General features: G+C 42.3%; 12 protein-coding genes and 1 tRNA gene. 6 read left to right on the forward strand and 7 right to left on the reverse strand.

Annotated elements, in window-relative coordinates:
- The first annotated feature begins 3 nt into the window (after positions 1-3).
- The 6 genes from proC to AQPE_RS02880 all read left to right on the forward strand — a co-directional run bounded on the left by proC (position 4) and on the right by AQPE_RS02880 (position 6,105).
- Positions 4-801, forward strand: coding sequence for a pyrroline-5-carboxylate reductase (gene proC, locus AQPE_RS02855; protein WP_318349539.1), 798 nt, complete (start codon positions 4-6; stop codon positions 799-801).
- Between the two features lie 10 nt (positions 802-811).
- Positions 812-1,906: a glutamate 5-kinase gene (gene proB / locus AQPE_RS02860; RefSeq protein ID WP_318349540.1), complete on the forward strand. Its 1,095-nt coding sequence runs from the start codon at positions 812-814 to the stop codon at positions 1,904-1,906.
- A gap of 230 nt (positions 1,907-2,136) precedes the next feature.
- A complete protein-coding gene (locus AQPE_RS02865; RefSeq protein WP_318349541.1) occupies positions 2,137-3,387 on the forward strand; it encodes a glutamate-5-semialdehyde dehydrogenase in 1,251 nt (416 codons plus the stop codon).
- Positions 3,388-3,668: 281 nt separating this feature from the next.
- Positions 3,669-4,619, forward strand: coding sequence for an N-acetylornithine carbamoyltransferase (locus tag AQPE_RS02870; RefSeq protein WP_318349542.1), 951 nt, complete (start codon positions 3,669-3,671; stop codon positions 4,617-4,619).
- Positions 4,620-4,710: 91 nt separating this feature from the next.
- Positions 4,711-5,490: an acetylglutamate kinase gene (argB, locus tag AQPE_RS02875; RefSeq protein ID WP_318349543.1), complete on the forward strand. Its 780-nt coding sequence runs from the start codon at positions 4,711-4,713 to the stop codon at positions 5,488-5,490.
- Between the two features lie 538 nt (positions 5,491-6,028).
- Positions 6,029-6,105 (forward strand) — tRNA-Pro (locus tag AQPE_RS02880).
- Positions 6,106-6,185: 80 nt separating this feature from the next.
- Here AQPE_RS02880 and AQPE_RS02885 read toward each other — a convergent pair.
- From AQPE_RS02885 to AQPE_RS02915, 7 genes are all read right to left on the reverse strand, one after another.
- Complete coding sequence (locus AQPE_RS02885; protein WP_318349544.1) at positions 6,186-7,313, reverse strand: glycoside hydrolase family 88/105 protein; 1,128 nt, start codon at positions 7,311-7,313, stop codon at positions 6,186-6,188.
- Between the two features lie 91 nt (positions 7,314-7,404).
- Positions 7,405-8,856: a carbon starvation CstA family protein gene (locus AQPE_RS02890; protein ID WP_318349545.1), complete on the reverse strand. Its 1,452-nt coding sequence runs from the start codon at positions 8,854-8,856 to the stop codon at positions 7,405-7,407.
- A 46-nt stretch (positions 8,857-8,902) separates the two neighbouring features.
- Positions 8,903-10,567, reverse strand: coding sequence for an FAD-dependent oxidoreductase (locus AQPE_RS02895; protein ID WP_318349546.1), 1,665 nt, complete (start codon positions 10,565-10,567; stop codon positions 8,903-8,905).
- 92 nt (positions 10,568-10,659) lie between these two features.
- The gene (locus AQPE_RS02900) at positions 10,660-11,610 is read right to left on the reverse strand and encodes a hypothetical protein (RefSeq protein WP_318349547.1); all 951 of its coding nucleotides are present in this window, start codon (positions 11,608-11,610) and stop codon (positions 10,660-10,662) included.
- A 4-nt stretch (positions 11,611-11,614) separates the two neighbouring features.
- Positions 11,615-13,450 (reverse strand): FAD-dependent oxidoreductase, encoded by a 1,836-nt coding sequence (locus AQPE_RS02905; RefSeq protein ID WP_318349548.1) that lies wholly within the window; start codon positions 13,448-13,450, stop codon positions 11,615-11,617.
- Positions 13,451-13,481: 31 nt separating this feature from the next.
- Complete coding sequence (locus AQPE_RS02910) at positions 13,482-15,980, reverse strand: hypothetical protein (RefSeq protein WP_318349549.1); 2,499 nt, start codon at positions 15,978-15,980, stop codon at positions 13,482-13,484.
- Positions 15,981-16,121: 141 nt separating this feature from the next.
- Positions 16,122-17,837 carry a RagB/SusD family nutrient uptake outer membrane protein gene (locus AQPE_RS02915; protein ID WP_318349550.1) on the reverse strand — a complete coding sequence of 572 codons (1,716 nt, stop codon included), beginning with the start codon at positions 17,835-17,837 and terminating at the stop codon, positions 16,122-16,124.
- Positions 17,838-17,843 lie beyond the last annotated feature (6 nt).

Genomic DNA, 17,843 nt, shown 5'->3' on the forward strand with positions numbered 1-17,843 from the left:
AAAATGATTGACCAGAAAATTACGATTATAGGTGGAGGAAATTTAGGTGGGGCAATTGCGTTCGGTTTAATTAAATCGAAACAAATTCAGCCTTCAGCAATTACAGTCACCCGTCGTCGGTTAAATCTGCTTGAAAAACTTCAGGAGCAAGGCGTAAAAATTACCAACGACAATGTTGAAGCCTCAAAAAATGCAGATATTATTATTCTTGCTATCAAGCCGTATCAGGTTCTTGAAATCATTCAGGAAATTAAACCTGTTCTAAATTCGAATCAAATTCTCATTTCTCTCGTAGCAGGAGTTGGGCTCCAGAAATTGGAAGAAGTTGCGGGTTCTGATGTTCAGATTTTCAGGGCAATGCCAAACACAGCTATTGCCATTCAGGAATCGATGACCTTGATTTCAACCAATGTAAAATCGGAAGAATTACGTAATTTGGTTTTGCACATTTTTAACCAGCTTGGTCAAACAACAATAATAACTGAAGATTTGATGGCTGCGGCAACAGTTCTGGCATCGTGCGGAATTGCTTTTGCACTTCGCTACATGCGGGCTGCCATGCAGGGCGGTATCGAAATCGGGTTCGGCGCTGAAATGGCTCAGTTTATTACAGCTCAAACAGTAAAAGGTGCAACTGGATTAATCCTTGATTCGGGCCGTCATCCGGAGCAGGAAATCGATAAAGTGACCACCCCTCGCGGAATCACCATTACCGGGCTGAATGAGATGGAACACAAAGGCTTTAGTTCATCGCTGATTCAAGGGTTAATTGCCTCTTTCAACAAAATTGAAAAAGGCTAACAAAACTGTTTTGAAGACACTTTTACGCTATAAAAAAATAACTGTCAAAGTTGGCAGTAACGTTCTAACCAAGTCTGATGGAACATTGAATGATGCCAATATTTCGCATTTGGTTGACCAGATTGCTTTTTTGCATCAGGAAGGTGTCGAAATTGTTCTGGTATCTTCCGGAGCAGTAGCAGCAGGTCGCGGCGAAATTGGCAATGGCCGAAAACTGGATACGGTTTCGGCGCGGCAATTGTGGTCGGCCGTTGGTCAGGTAAAAATGATCAATAAGTGGGCTGAGGCGTTCAACCAATATGGTATTGTGTGCGCCCAGGTTCTAACCACCAAAGAAAATTTCAGTGATCGTGTTCATTATTTGAACATGAAAAACTGCATTTCGACCCTGATTGAAAACAAGGTTATTCCGATTGTGAACGAGAACGATACCATTTCGGTTACCGAACTGATGTTTACTGACAATGACGAACTTTCAGGATTAATTGCCTCAATGGAAGATTCTGAAGCTTTGATTATACTGAGCAACATTGACGGAATTTACGATGGTTCGCCCGAATTACCTGAATCGAAAGTAATTCGCGAGGTTACCTCAAAAAGCAAACCGTTGAACGAGGCCATTTCAACCAGCAAATCGAGTTTCGGTCGTGGAGGAATGTTGACCAAATATCACATTGCAAAAAAAGTGGCAAAAGGTGGCATTAACGTTCACATTGGCAACGGAATGAAAGAGAATACGCTCCTGAAGATTATGAATCCAATGGAGGATTTTGTTCACACTTCGTTCTTGTCTGAAATAAAGAAATCATCGAATGTAAAAAAATGGATTTCATATTCAGAGAGTTTTGCCAAAGGTGAATTAGTTGTGAATCAAGGAGCAAGCAACGCGCTTCTTTCGAGCCAGGCCACCAGTCTGTTACCTGTTGGAGTTGTTTCAATTGAAGGCACATTTGAAAAAGGTGATTTGGTGAAAATTAAAGATGAAGATGGAAAGCTGATCGGAATTGGCAAATCAGAGTACAATTCGGAGAAAGCTGAAAAATTCAAAGGCAATAAAAACAAAAAAGCAGTGGTCCATTATGACTATTTGTACATTATGGAATAATAAAAATATCGACTCAGGATTTGTGTACTGATACCCTTTTCATAGACCCCTTAATTAATGCCTTAATGGCAAACGATTCCTGAGTTATATTCCCTCTTCCTCCCCTCCAGGAAGGGGGATTTTTACCTCTGGGAACGATTTTAATGAAACGAAAACTCACTCCACACCAAACGATTGGACTTCAGAGTATCGAAGATGTGACGAGGTGAGTCTGTAATAGAAAACTAACGATGAACGTAAAAGAACAACTCACTCTGGTTGTAAAAGCCAGTCGAAAACTGAACTTAGTTTCAGAAGAGAAAATAAATAAGGTTTTACTGGATGTGGCTGAAGCTGCAATTCAAAACACGGCACTCATTCTGCAAGAAAATGCAAAAGATCTGAACAGAATGGATCCAACCGATCCGAAGTATGACCGATTGATGTTAACTGCCGACCGAATCAAAGGAATTGCATCAGACATCAACAATGTAGCCACACTCCCCTCACCTCTTGGCCGTATTTTAAGCAAAACAACTCGTCCAAACGGACTTCAAATCACAAAAACAAGTGTGCCATTTGGTGTAATCGGCATCATTTTCGAAGCTCGTCCGAATGTAACTTTCGATGTATTTTCGTTATGCCTGAAATCAGGAAATGCTTGCGTTCTAAAGGGAGGAAGCGATGCCAATGATTCGAATGTGGCCATTGTAAAAGTCATTCACGAAGTACTCCGGAAACACGATTTGGATGAAAACAGTCTCGCATTACTTCCAATCGACCGCGAATCAACAGCCGAACTTTTACATGCTCACGGATTAGTCGACCTGATTATTCCGCGTGGTTCGCAAAGCCTGATCAATTTTGTACGCGAAAATTCATCGATTCCGGTAATTGAAACTGGCGCAGGGATTTGCCATACTTATTTTGATGAATCGGGCGATATTGCTAAGGGCAAAGAGATTGTTTACAATGCAAAAACACGCCGTCCGGGCGTTTGCAATTCACTCGATTGCCTAGTCGTTCATGAAAACCGGTTGAATGATTTACCATTGCTAACTGAGCTTCTTCCACAAAGCAATGTAATTATTTATGCTGATGAGAAAGCGTTTACTGCTTTAGATGGCAAATACCCTTCTGAACTATTGGAACATGCTACAGAAGAGTCGTTTGGAACAGAATTTCTGGATTACAAAATGGCGGTAAAAACAGTTGCTGATCTGGACGAAGCATTGGATCACATTGCAACATTTAGCTCCAAACATTCTGAAGCTATTGTTTCTGAAGATCAGGAAACATTGGAGATATTCCGGAAATCGGTCGATGCCGCAGCCGTCTATTGCAATGTTTCAACAGCTTTTACTGATGGCGCCCAGTTTGGATTGGGTGCCGAGATAGGCATTTCAACTCAAAAACTCCATGCACGCGGACCAATGGCGCTTGAAGAGCTGACCAGCTACAAATGGATCGTCGATGGGGACGGTCAGATCAGGCCGAAATAAGATCAGAAAAAAGTCATTAGTCAATAGAAAAGACGATTGCTTGTCTGCTAATAATAACTCCAGAGGAGTGAAATATTTATAGAAAAAAAATAAAGAAGAAAAATCGTCCATGAGGCTAAGTTGTAAAAAGCAATAGCCTTCTTTCGGACGAAACTAGGTTCATCCTCTAAAATGAATAAAAAATCCTTTTCAGAATTGAAAATTGCAGTATCTTTATCCAATAACACATATCAGAATAAAGCACTAAAGCACAATAAATTAAGCCAATAAATCAACACATAATGAGACATTTTACATCAGTCCACGATCTCGAAAATCTGGATGAAGCTTTAAAGCTTGCATTTGAACTTAAAAAATCACCATACAAATATCAGGATCTGGGTAAAAACAAAACGCTTTTGCTCGTTTTTTTCAACTCAAGTCTTCGCACGCGTTTAAGCACACAAAAAGCCGGATTAAACCTGGGAATGAACGTGATTGTTTTCGACATTAACGAAGGAGGTTGGAAACTGGAAACTGAACTGGGCGTGATTATGGATGGAGATAAACCCGAACATATCCGTGAAGCTGTTCCCGTTATTGGCCGCTATTGCGATATTATCGGTGTACGCTCGTTCGCCAAATTCGAAAATAAAGAAGATGATTACGAAGAAAAAATAATTCAGCAATTTGTTGATTATTCAGGAGTTCCGGTTGTAAGCATGGAAGCTGCAACGCGCCATCCGCTTCAATCGTTTGCCGACCATTTAACCATCGAAGAATTCAAAACAAAAGAGCGCCCAAAAGTGGTTTTAAGCTGGGCTCCGCATCCACGGGCTTTGCCTCAGGCAGTTCCGAACTCATTTGTGGAGTGGATTCGCCAGACTGATTACGAATTGGTGGTTACACATCCGGAAGGCTACGAGCTTGCACCTGAATTTATGGGCGACCTGAAACCTGAATACGACCAAATGAAAGCATTTCAAGATGCCGATTTTATCTATGCCAAAAACTGGGCTGCATATGGTGAATACGGACAGATTCTGTCGAAAGACCGTTCCTGGACCGTTTCAGAACGCCAAATGGCCGTGACCAATAATGCCAAATTTATGCATTGTTTACCGGTTCGCCGCAACATGATTGTTACCGACGAGGTAATTGACGGTCCAAATTCAATTGTCATTCAGGAAGCTGAAAACCGTTTATTCTCGGCACAGGCTGTGCTGAAGATGATTTTAGATGAAATAAAATAGTTCGGAGTGCCTAAAGTTCGGAGTGCCTAAAGTACTTAAGGCCGCTCTAACTCTAGGCACATTAGGCACTTAAAACTTTAGGCACTTATTTATGGAAAGATTAACCATTGTAAAAGTTGGTGGGAAAGTAGTAGAAGAAAAAGAATCACTGGATTTGTTGCTGAATCAGTTTGCTCAAATCAGGGGAAAGCGGATTTTGGTACACGGTGGCGGAAGACTGGCTACCACACTTGCTGAAAAACTGGGAATTGAAACCCAAATGGTTGAAGGTCGCCGTATCACTGATGAAGCTACTCTTGAGGTTGTAACAATGGTTTACGCCGGATTGGTGAATAAAAATATAGTTGCAGGTTTGCAGGCCAGAGGATGTAATTCGATCGGACTTACCGGCGCCGATCTGAATGTTATCCGGGCAAAAAAACGTCCGGTTAAAGACATTGATTATGGTTTTGTTGGTGATATTTTAGGTGTCAATACATCTGAATTAAGGTTACTCCTGAACGAAGAGGTTGTGCCGGTTATGGCACCCATCACGCACGACTGTCACGGGCAATTACTAAATACAAATGCTGATACCATAGCTGCCGATCTCGCCATCGAATTATCTAATTACTTCACAGTAAATCTTTTTTATTGCTTCGAGAAGAAAGGAGTATTGCTTAATGCCGAAGACGAAAACTCGGTGATCTCAGAATTGAGTTTTGATCGTTTTAAACTGCTTCAGGAAGAAGGGGTGATTAAAGAAGGAATGATCCCGAAACTTGACAACGGATTTAATGCCATGCGAAATGGAGTCAGTCAGGTTTTAATTACCAATCCTAATCTGATTTCGATGGCTCGGGGTACCCGGTTAAGCCTTAAAGAGGATTGAAAAAAAAATTGAAGAGAATAGAATCCGACCCTGTTTAGTGTCGGATTTTTTTTTGCGTGCATTCGCTTCCTTCATCAAGAAAGCGGCTAAATCATTGAAAAACACACTCGAAATATTTATGATCGCAACTGGAAACGAGTCAGTAAAATTCATAACCTTTTCTGCTTATTTTCGTTTATACAGTTACAATTCAATCAATAAATCATTTGGATTTTGAAGGTAAATATTTTATTAATCAGGCTATTATATTTTGACAATTCGTAAATTCAGGTTATTTTGAAATACATTTTAAAACGCAATTTAGTGGTGATTGGATTTTAGTGTGGATTGATTGTGTAGATTAGGAGAGCCGTTTCAAGTATTTGCTTGAAACGGTTTCTCCTTTTATACTGAATACTGTGCTTAACTCCTTTGCAAAAAAAAAATGCTTTACCAACCTAATTTTTGCCGTGTAACCGATCTGTTTTTGCTCATAAAATTATAGATTTGAAATGCAATTTTAAGTTCACTACTGAATCATTAGGTACAATCTTTTACTCGGGGTGTAGCGCAGCTTGGTAGCGCGCGTCGTTCGGGACGACGAGGTCGTCGGTTCAAATCCGGCTACCCCGACCAAATAAAAATCAAAACAAAAACCTCTCAAATACATCGACTTGAGAGGTTTTTACTTTTCCGATAAATTATCTGGATTCGGATTACCTTAAAAGTGCAGTAGCACACCACAAAAGAGGAGCTTGTCCATGAAGGTCGCCAACAATGCGCTTTCGTTGCATGTAATGATTTCTATCGTTTTGAATGTTGGTTCCCTCACACACTTCAGTAAGTTCATCGTTGGCATTAATGTAATTGGTTAATGCCAACCAGCCATTTCGAGCTGCTGTTCCATACGTTTTCTGGTCGAGCCAGCCATTTTTCACACCAGTAATCATGGCGTAGGTAAACATGGCCGTTCCTGAAGTTTCTTTCCAGGCTTCCGGGTCGTCAATAATTTGTCGCCACATTCCATCTGTTTCCTGATATTTCAATAAGGCAGCCATCATTTTATGATAGCCTTCCATGATGCGATTTCGGTTTGGATTGTCATTGGGTAATATTCGAAGGATTTCAGCCATACCAACAGCCATCCAACCATTTCCTCGTCCCCAGCTGAAATGTGCATCCGGCGAATGGTAAAACAAACCGTTTGCCAATTGTATTTTATCGAGGTAAAGTACCATTTCCTTGGCTGCCCGATCGATGTATTTGAGGTCGCCGGTTGCCCGGTAAGCCTGTGCCTGAACGGCGGTAATCATGAACATATCATCAATCCAGATTCGTGTTTGCCATGAATATCCTTGCGAAGCAAAGTCTTTTTGTTCTGACTTCGCATCTTCAGGCAATGTCCATTGTGTATCGGCATATTTCAGACCCAGATCAAGGTACTTCTGTTGTTTGGTTTTTAGATACAATTCAAGCGGAACGGATCCAAACACGTTGTTATCTACATGATTTGGTTTGGGTAGAAGATTTGCTTCTCCATCAAATAACGGAGTAAAACGACCTTCGAAACGATTAAAAAGAGCATCATTTTGGGTTACTTCGGCAAACCACATCCCTCCAAGCCATGTGCAAACATCAGGATAAGTAATTTGCGTTGGAGGTGTCGCCGGATGCGTATTTCCGTATTTGGAATGAGCAGTTTTCAGAAACTTTTCGGCTATTCGGGTGCCAATTTCTATAGGCGATTTCCCGTTAGGCCAATGTTTCAAGTCATATTCTTTGGACTTGGCATTCAGTCCAAAAACAACAAACAGCAACAAAACAAGTAAAAGTGATTTCTTCATAAATTTAGGTTTAAGGTTTTAAAGTTTCATAAAGATAGAATTATAGAAATAAATTCTCAAAAAATCCAGCCATGGCTAAAATGCTTATTATCTACGATGTAACTATCTCTGATGCAATTAAATTATTCCGTCTATCCATGTAAAAGAAAAACCAGACCGCCATACCTAATGCAACAACAAGGCCAGCTGATAAAGAAACCATATACGACAAACCAAAACCCTCAGGAGCAAATAACAAGTAGCTGGTAATAACAACAGTCATAAACAGGGCGGGGATAAGCGTGATCCAGTAGAATTTCTTTTCCTGAGCCAGGTAAACTGTTATGGCCCAAAGTACAACCATTGCCAATGTTTGGTTCGACCAAGCGAAATAACGCCAGATTACAGCAAAATCGACCAGAGTTAAACCATAACCAACAGCAAACAACGGAACGCTAATTAGTAGTCTATTTTTGATTGGTCCTTGTTTATAACTCAGGAAATCGGCTACGATTAAACGGGCACTTCGGAAAGCGGTATCGCCCGATGTAATTGGCGCAGCAACCACTCCCAATAAGGCAAGTGCTCCACCCACTTTACCGAGCAGCGAGTTCGAAATTTCGTTCACTACAAAAGCGGCGTTTCCTTTATTGGCAACCATCACATCGTTGAGCGGACCTACTCCATTGTAAAAAGCCATGCCTATGGCAGCCCAAATCAAAGCTACAATTCCTTCAGTAATCATTGCCCCATAAAACACTCCCCGACCCTGCTTTTCGTTGGTAATGCATCGCGCCATCAAAGGCGCCTGAGTGGAATGAAACCCTGAGATGGCGCCACATGCGATGGTAATAAACATCATTGGGAAGATGGGGAATTTTTCAGGCTGATTGTGAAAGTTTGTCAGATTGCTTAAAGTCAATTCAGGTATACGATAACCCTCGACAAAAAGGGCAACCGTTAATCCAACAGCCATAAACAAGAGAGCAAAACCAAAAACAGGATAAATTTTACCAATGATTTTATCGATAGGCAACATAGTAGCCAAGACGTAATAAATGAAGACTACCCAAACCCAGAAATTCATCGTTAGTGTTTCAGGAGTTAAACTCTCCAAAATTTTAGCTGGACCCATAATGAAGACTGCACCCACAATCACCATTAAAACGACCGTAAAACCGCGCATAAACTGCTTGGTGCCAACGCCCAGATAAATTCCAACAATTTCGGGAATACTCAAACCTTTGTGTTTCACCGATAGCATTCCGGAGAAATAATCGTGAACCGCTCCGGCAAAGATCGACCCCAGAACAATCCAGAGAAAAGCTACCGGCCCCCACATGGCTCCGGCTACAGCTCCAAAAATAGGTCCGAGTCCTGCAATGTTCAGAAATTGAATCAGAAAAGTTTTCCACTTGGGCAATGGCATGTAATCCACTCCATCGTTCATACTCATGGCTGGTGTTTCCCTGTTTTCGTCGGCACCAAATATCTTCTCCATCAACTTTCCGTAGAAAACATAACCCAATACCAAAGCCACAATCGAAACAAAAAAGGTAATCATGTTAGCCAGTTTAAGTAATTATCTTCATTCGCTAAAATACAGATTTTTACTGCAGTTTAAGCACCTGATTCTTTTTCTTCAGCGTTTCCTTAAGCACATTGTAATCAACGTCCTGAACTCCAATTCCGCCATCAATTGCATTGCAAGCTGCCGCTGCGGCAGACTGGCCTAAAATCATGAAGACCGGCTCCATGCGAATCGACCCATAGGCAATGTGACTCGACGAAACACAAACCGGAACAAGCAAATTGGTACATTCTTCCTTCTTCGGGATTATGGAGCCATAAGAAATTGAGTATGGAGCTTCGGGCGAAACACCAATATCGCCTTCATCCTGTACAAATCCTTCGGAAGTCACGTAACGCTGTGCATTGTGCGAATCCATCGCATACGACCCCATTCCAACCGGTTGCGGGACTTCGCGTTTAGCCAAAACATCGTTTTCAGTAGTCACATAAACGCCAATCATTCGCCGTGCTTCGCGAATGTACAACTGTCGCGACCAGTTTCCATTCTCCTGAAATTCATCTTTTGCCAATCCCCACTTTTGCATTTCATCGTGAATTTCCTTTGGAACACGCGGATCGTTTGCCACATAATAAAGCAAACCTTTCTGGTAATCTGCATGCTCCTGAATAATTTCCTTGCGTCGTTCGTACGAAGCTTCAGGATAATCGTAATTCATGCCAATAAAATCGCTGCTAAACGGACCATGATTGTTGGTATCTGTTTTTCGGTTTGGAATCAGGTCGAATTTATTAAACCACTCTCTCCAACCGGCATCAAACACGCGACCAAGCAATTCGTAGTTAGCCGGATCGTAATTTTCAGGTTTCGGGAAAGGCACTAAATTATCGGGATTACTACTCATACACAAGCGAAAACAGTAGGCCTGAATTTTGTTGTCGCCCGAGCAGTTTGGTGCAATCGGTTCGGACGAAATGCCATACAGCAAGCCACTTTCAGGTTTCCCCGGAATCTTGTACGGATCAATCTTATCTTTGAAATGATGACCGTGCTGAAATACTTCAGCCTGGACGCCATTCCATGTTTCGTTGTAAACCGAGCAAGCTTCGCGCCCAACATGATAAGTTACGCCGGCAGCAGCCATCAAATCGCCTTCGTAAGTGGCATCGATAAACATTTTGCCTGAAAAGGTTTTTCCTGAAAGCGTCTTGAATGATACAATTTTGCCATTCTCTTTTATCAATCCGTTGGTTCTATCGAGCCATTCGTTGCGCAAAACAGTGATTTTATTTTCAGCAATAAAGTCTTCGAAAACCTGTTCTGCCACGTGAGGTTCGAAAATCCACATGGTCCGGTTTTCGCCGTCCATTGCAACTGTTCCCTGACCTTTGTTACCAAATTCGGAATGTTTCTGCCATTTCCATGCTGCTGAATCGTTGTAATGCAACCAAACCCGGTGATAAAATTCGCGCGAAAGTCCACCAATGGTCGATTTGTCACCGGTATCGGTAAAACCCAATCCGCCTGAAGAAAGTCCTCCTAAATGAGTATCCAGAGAAACAACCAAAACTGTTTTGCCAGACTGAACGGCTTCTACGGCTGCTGTTACTGCCGCCGAAGTGCCTCCATAAATAATGAGGTCGGCAGAATAAGTGTTTTTATGGATTGAACTACAGGAGAATAATGAGCATAAAACAACTAAAAATAGTAAGAGAATACGACCAGATTGGAACAGATTTTTCATTGTTAGGTTTTGTTGATTTACATTTGTCAAGATAGCATCTTTTAACTTCCGGAATAAAACATATATTTATTTTTTCATGTAAATTTTGCAAATCAATTCAAAAAGGCTTCCTTTAATTTATTTGTCTGATCTACATTCAGAGCGCGAGAATCACTCAACATCAGTGGGGCAAAAACGTTGAGCAATTTTTTATCAGCCAAAATCCGGTTTAGAAGAATACTTTTACTGTATGCGTCCAAATCAGGAAAAATCGCTACTAACGCCTTGTTTTTACCCATTGACTTAAAAGGCAATGGTGCTTTGGTAATTAGATATGCCCTTACCAATGGCGCACTTTGTTTGATGACCTGAAAAAGTAAATCGGCATGAAGTTCATAATCTGTTTCCGACCACTGCTTCAACGCAAATAACTGACTCTCATAATTCTCCGATTTCAGCAATCGCATGGCAATCCGGTCCGAATAAATGCTTCGGGTATAAGCTGCCATGCTGTCTTTAACGGCTCCATTAATAAAATGCCACAATGTAAAGGAAGAATATACAGCGCCTTCAACCACCGCATTTTTAATTGTTTTAGGAGTTGCCCCGGTCACTGCATCCACTGTCGTCGATTTAATCTTAACCGTTTTATCTACCAAATCTTCTTTATCAAGAACCCGCAACATGCTGTTTTTATCTTTTAAAAGCTGGTCAAGTTTTTTATAATCGGCTTCAGAAAACCGTTTATGATCAAACTTAGTCAGCGGTTTCCCGGGTAATGTATCAAACCGGACATAATTTCCGGCCAGATCCCAGTAAAACATCAAAATAACATTGGCACAAAGTTTATCCTCACAAACCGGCGTGTTTATTCGCGATTCGTACCCAATTGGTATTTTTTCGGCATCACTGCATATTCTAATCACATCGGCCACGGCAAATTCATCAGATTTATATACAAATGCTTTGCTGCAGGTATTGACCTGATCCTGCGAAAATACTTCAGGGTGAACCAATCCTGTAATTAAAATCAAGCCTATAAAAACCAAGTGAGGTGCGCGCATCTGCTTATTTCTGAGATTCAATTAAATCGAGGTACTCGTTTAAATGCGATTGGTAAATATCGCGTGGACTGGCGTTGTATTTTTTGCAAAGTGATGCCGCAAAACCAACTGCAGCGCCCATTTGTCCGGTGGTGCGCATCACACGCGGCCCACCCAAACCAACATGCGAACAGCTAAAATCGCGTCCGGCCATAAACAGGTTATTTATATTTTTCGAATAAAAACAACGGTACGGAATGTTGTATTGGTTGGTTTTATAAAACATGGCTTCCGATAAAAAATTGGGTTTATCGGAGTCGAGTAAATTAATCTGATAATGCACATCAACCTCACGTTTTTCGAAAACAACTGCATCTTCAAACTGAGTACTGTTACGCTCGTCGTTAAAGGTATATATATAATCGCCCACCAATCGACGCGATTCTCGCTTCCCCAACAGATATGACACCCATTTTAATTGCAGACTGTCAACTTTTTGCTGCTGTTGACTCAAGTCAATCTTACCAACTTTGGCTTGATCAGAAGTTTTGGTTTCCATGGTCGGATGTTTGTAATTGTAAAACGATCCGTAAATGGCGCGGAACATATGATCACGAATGGTTTCCGCATCTTCAATCTGGCTCAGGTCATTTTGCGAAAATTCCCATTGCCACTCGCCGTTTTTCTCGGCATATTTTTTAGCCACATCCATCGCCCAAGGAACCTCCGGAAATTCGACCCGTTTCCCAGCATTTTCTGATCCCCATAAAACAGAAGAACCCATTACAAAGTTGTCTGAGGCTTCCGGACTCCACAATAATCCGTGCTCATCCCAGCTTTCGTTGTATTTCGACGAAGCTTCCCTTCCATAATTATATTCGGCGCCAGCCCAGTAGCCAATCCAGCCGTCGCCGGTACAGTCTATAAACAATGGCGCTTCAAAACGAACAGACTCCCCGGTTGAGGTTTGCCGTGCATCGACCGAAGTAATTTTTCCATCTGTAGCATTGGCGCCGTAAGCCCTGAAGTTGAGAAACAGATCGATATTCTTGTATTTTTCCACATTTGTCATACGCTTTTGGTCCTCTTTTAAAGCATCTGCTGACCCATTGGGATAATGTTCGGTATCCAGCATTTTCAGGATGCGCTCAAACTTCCCGTAAATACCGAGTGTATGAACCCGTATTTCACCACTGGCATTTCCACCTAAAACAGGCCGATCGTGCACAAGCGCAACTTTCAGGCCTTGCTCTGCAGCTGCAATGGAAGCAGCACAACCGGCAATTCCTCCGCCAACCACCACCAAATCATAATTAGCCACCTGTTGAGGAGCAATAGTTACTCCGGATTGTGCTAATCGCCACTTTTTCAGCACTTCTTTTTCGGTTGGCAACTTTTCATTTTCCGATTGGGTCAGATAAATAGCATCGCAACGACCTTCGAAACCGGTCAAATCTTTAAGCGAAAGCTTTTTCTCCCCTTTCGAAAGATCCATATTCCCTGCATATTCCCAGTTCCAGCCTGGGTTTTTCCCTAACTCCCGTTCCAGTTTTTTCCCGTCAATAGCAACATAAAAGCGGCCGGGAGCTTCCCAGTTTCCGGGAGCCCAGTTTTTTGTACGAGCCCAAACATGATACTTTCCGGCTTTCTTAATTGAAATATTCGTTTCGGCATCTTTTACCGGCTTTCCCATTCCGTGCGCCAATAGGTAAGGCGATCCCATTTGTTCAACAAATTGTGGATCGACCACCCAACCACCTTTGCTGGCAAAGCTTTCAGCTTCAATTAGCAATGCATTGTTTTGAGCCTGACCCGTAAAATAAAAGATAGTAGTCAGAATGATGAGAAATAATTTATTCATATCAATTGGTTTATATTTTCAAATGTATGCTTTATTCGTATTTCAACCAGGCAGTTGCCGAGCAGTCCTTGTCAGCAGTAAAGCGAATCCAGCGCGACTGGAAACTTTCAGGGAAACTGTATTCGAAAGTTTCTCCAGATTTCACCGATACCGTTTGATAAGTCATCCACGGGCCATGACCAATCGGTTCAACTTCGATGGTGAAAGTAACCGTTTCTTTTGAATCGTGCGAAAGTTTCAAACTGCGATTGTCGTAAAATCCAATCAGGTAAGGATCTGAAGCAACTCCAGCTTTCACTGCCGAGTTTTTCCACGAACCGCCTTCGCCCACCGGTTTACCCATTTGCCACAAATCGTCAATGGCTCCTGCCCAAACCGCAGCTTTTCCGTCGGACGAAGTCACCACATGCGAATTGCCTTTTGCCGCTTTGGCGTCAATTCCGGTCATAACAAGCATTCCGCGATACGAAACATAATCGTGTATCCTGAAATTGTGTGAAGCTATCGGGCGAATCTTAGCAAAACCATCGGCATTTTCGGCCGGAAGTTCGTAAAAAGTTCCGGCGCAGTTGAGTAAATCGCGTTCGGTAGCCACCTCACGACAAATACGCAGCAATGCTTTTCCGGTCAGATCGGCATACTTTGCATTTCCCTTTGGAAGCCTCCAGCGACGGCCCTGTTCGTCAACAATCAGTACCGAAGATTCGCCGAAAGTGACCACTTGCTGCGGAATGGCAAATTTTTCGCGGATAAAAGAGGCTGTCTTTGCATCATCTTTTTTCACCAGGTTCATCAACGAATCGAGTTCATAATAACCATTTTCAGTCCATTTCTGATCGTTAATTGTTCCGGCCAGAATTCCCAGTTTCCGGCGATTATTACCCAATCCCCAAAGTAATCCGGCATTGGTTTCCGAAGCTGAAACTGGCGCCAGTCCGGCAAATATCTGATCGGCTTTGGCATTGCGTTTATCTTTTTGTGTATAGAAAAAATGGACGGTGGCTTTGGTGGCTTTATCGGTTTTTACCCGCACCCATTCGCCGGTTTCCTGTGCTGTAAAAATCAGGTTGACTGCTTCTCCTGCTTTGGCAGTCACTGTTTTCAAAGTTTTCCAGGTATTGTTCCCTTTGGTGTCAATTTCAAGGGTAAACGACACTAGTTGAGTCCCTTCATTTTTAATCCATGCCAAACGGTAATCCCATCCTGCAAACAGGAAAGGTTCAGAAGCTTCTCCGGCTTTCACGTTTTCTGAAATCCAGACAGCGCCTTCGGCCGTATTCGGGCCCAGCTGGTCTGGTTTTTCCGGAGAAGTAAACCACAGGTTCGAATTCGATTGACCGGGACCTTCGATGTTGCCTTTTACTTTTCGTTTGTTCAGGAATTCTTTTTGTGCCGAGTCGTCGCAACCAAACACCAGCTGATTGTTCCAGCGGGTGAAGTCGCCAATTACTTTCAGGTAAGCCGAGCGCGGACGGATTCCGACGGAATTGACAGCAGTAAACGTTCCGGGGAAACGCCAAAACATGCCATGCATGGTCATCAAATAATCAGGTTTTTCGGCAGTACCAATGTCGCGGATCCGCGGCCATTCGGTGTTCCAGCCATGAGCGCCATCGTAGCTGTGACTGGCTTTCGGCAATCGGTAAAAATTCCAGCCGTTTTTCGGGTTGCGGACGCCAACCAATACTGATTTAAAATCCCAGCCAGTGGCCCAGATTGGGTCGGTTGCCGGATTCGGATTCCCGTTAATTCCACCAGGACCTGTTACCTCAACAAACTGGCTACGGCGCACCACTTTCCAATCTTTACCGTTCCATTCGGCCAAAACTCCCGAAGGAATATCGAAATGTTTCAATGCTTCATCCGAAGGCTCCCCATTATTACTGTAAACCATCACTCCTTGTCCGGAATACAAACCTTTCCCATGTGCTCCGGGAAGTAAAGTCCCTTTAAAATTACCTTCAGTGTCTTTGGTTTTTTGTTTTGTTACATTGATGTCTTCGAACAGCATTTTAGGCTGAAGTGTTTTTACATCGACTTCGTAAAATCCTTCTTCCATTGTCCCAAAATATATTTTTCCCACCGGATCAGTTAAATGGCGTGCATTCCCGGTCATTCGACCCGGCATTGATTTGTACGGAATAGTTTTCACTTTTCCTGAAGCGTCAATCGCATAAGGCCCAATAAAGAGCTGATTGCTTTCCTTGTGTATCATCCGGTTGGCCGGTGTCCCGCCAATGCTTTCAGGATGAATGGTTTTTACCAATTCAGGAGTAAACGAATACAATTTATCGGAAGAGCCAAAGGGTAAATGAGGACCGTAAGTGATCACCCAAAGTTGCCCGGCCCAGGGAACAACAGCACCGGTTCCACACTCGCCTTCGCTGTTGTAGTAGGCAAGCGACGGATAAATTCCGCTGAACGATTTTACTTTTTGCTGCTGTTTTTCCTGAACAGTACAAGCTGCAAAAAATAGTGCTGTAAGAACAACAACTATATTGCGTTTACTTATTCGATTTGGATTTTTCATAGTTATATTAGTTTATCGGATATTAAAAAAGGGTGAATTATTGCCACCCTTCCTGTAAACTTCTGTTATTGTGTTTTGCTGGTTTATCGTTGATATTGAGCGGGTGACCTTGAAGTCAGCCGCTCAATTATCAGTAAAAACTTAGTACCCGTCGTTCTGTTTCAGATTCGAGTTAATCAGGATTTCCTTGGTTGGTATTGGCCAAAGGTATTGTCGGGTTGGGAAGTTGCGCACGGCAATAAGCTTAATTAAACCTGCATCATACATTTGATCTAAATTAGCGACACCGTCATCGTCAATGTCAGGAGTTTGTGGAAAAAACCACAATCCCGGTTTTATAACTTTGGTTCGTAAATCAGCAGGATCAAGCATTCCGTAAATTTTCTTGTTCAGCACTTTTTCAGCTAATTTCCAACGAATAATATCTTCATACCTGCGGGCCTCATCGGCAAACTCCATTCTCCGTTCGATACGAACCAGTTTCCGGGCGTTGGCCTGAGTGCTGACAGTTACAGCCGGATATTTGGTTTTATCGGTAACCGCAACTTTATAGGCACGAGCCCTTACTTTGTTAATGGATGCATCAAGCATAGCCTGATCGATTTCATTTAATTCAATTTTGGCTTCAGCATATATCAATAAAACATCAGCATACCGCATGATAAACATTTCGTTTTCAGCTTTAAAGTCATCAATCCAATCCTCGTCGATCCCTTTTTTGAAGCACAAACCATTAAACGAAGCATACTGTGCATTTCCTCTGGTGTCATTATTTGTTACCCGTTGACCGGTTTTTAAATTTGTTGTTTTCAATGAGTCTGGATGTGGCTGATAAATAAATCCTAACCAGGGAGTTCCGAATTCAACAATGGTTGCATTACATCGAGGGTCGCGGTTTTTGAATGGATTCTTTGGGTCGAAAAGTGGTGATTCATCAATAGGCAGACCATCGGTGCAGAGGTAAGCACAGAACAACTCCCATGTAGGTGCAATAACTGCCCCCCATCCCCCAGCCAACCGGGTGAGATAGTTTTTGGTATCTCCAATGGTCACATTTAGTAATGTGGATCTTGGAATACCGAAAACCAATTCTTTAGGGTTCTTTGTTTTCGAAAGGAAAAGCGTTGAATAATCGGCATATAATTCATAAACATTCAAATCCATACAGGCTTTTGCAGCGTCGCGGGCAATGGCCCAATCGCCAAAGAACAGGGCGACACGGGCTTTCATGGCCAGGGCAGCGCCCTTGGTGGCATGCATATTGGTCGCACTTCCATAAGATGTTGGTAAAACTGAAGCGGCGTAATCATAATCATCATATACCGCTTTCAGAATGGTTTTCTTATCTGTTTTTGACTTTGTAAACGCTTCACCCAAACCTAAAATGTTTGTCGAATAAATCACATCACCATAATAAGTGATTAAACGGGCATACATCGAAGCCCTGACAAACCTGGCGTCACCGGCATATTTGTCAAGAGTAGCTTGTGGCAACTTATCCTTCGACTTTTCAAGATTGATTAAAATGGTATTGGCACGTGCAATACATTTATAACTATTAGCCCACCATGTGTTTACATTTCCATCCTGACCCGTGAGGGTACCATTGGTAAACGAATTTGTCAAAGCACGGCTCATAATATCGTCTGACCATAAATCCAAATCGTTATAGGGAATCTTATCATCCGGCCAAAAATCCAACCGATATAAATCGTTTAGGGCCATGGTAATTTCGCTATCGTTTGAATACCAGTTTGCACTTGAACCTTGTGACAGTGGATTTAAATCTAAATCAGTACAGGACACCGCGGTGAATAATCCTGACATTAGCAGTAGTATTAATATTTTATTTTTCATGATACC

The organism is Aquipluma nitroreducens (genome assembly GCF_009689585.1).
Classification (GTDB): Bacteria; Bacteroidota; Bacteroidia; order Bacteroidales; family Prolixibacteraceae; genus Aquipluma; species Aquipluma nitroreducens.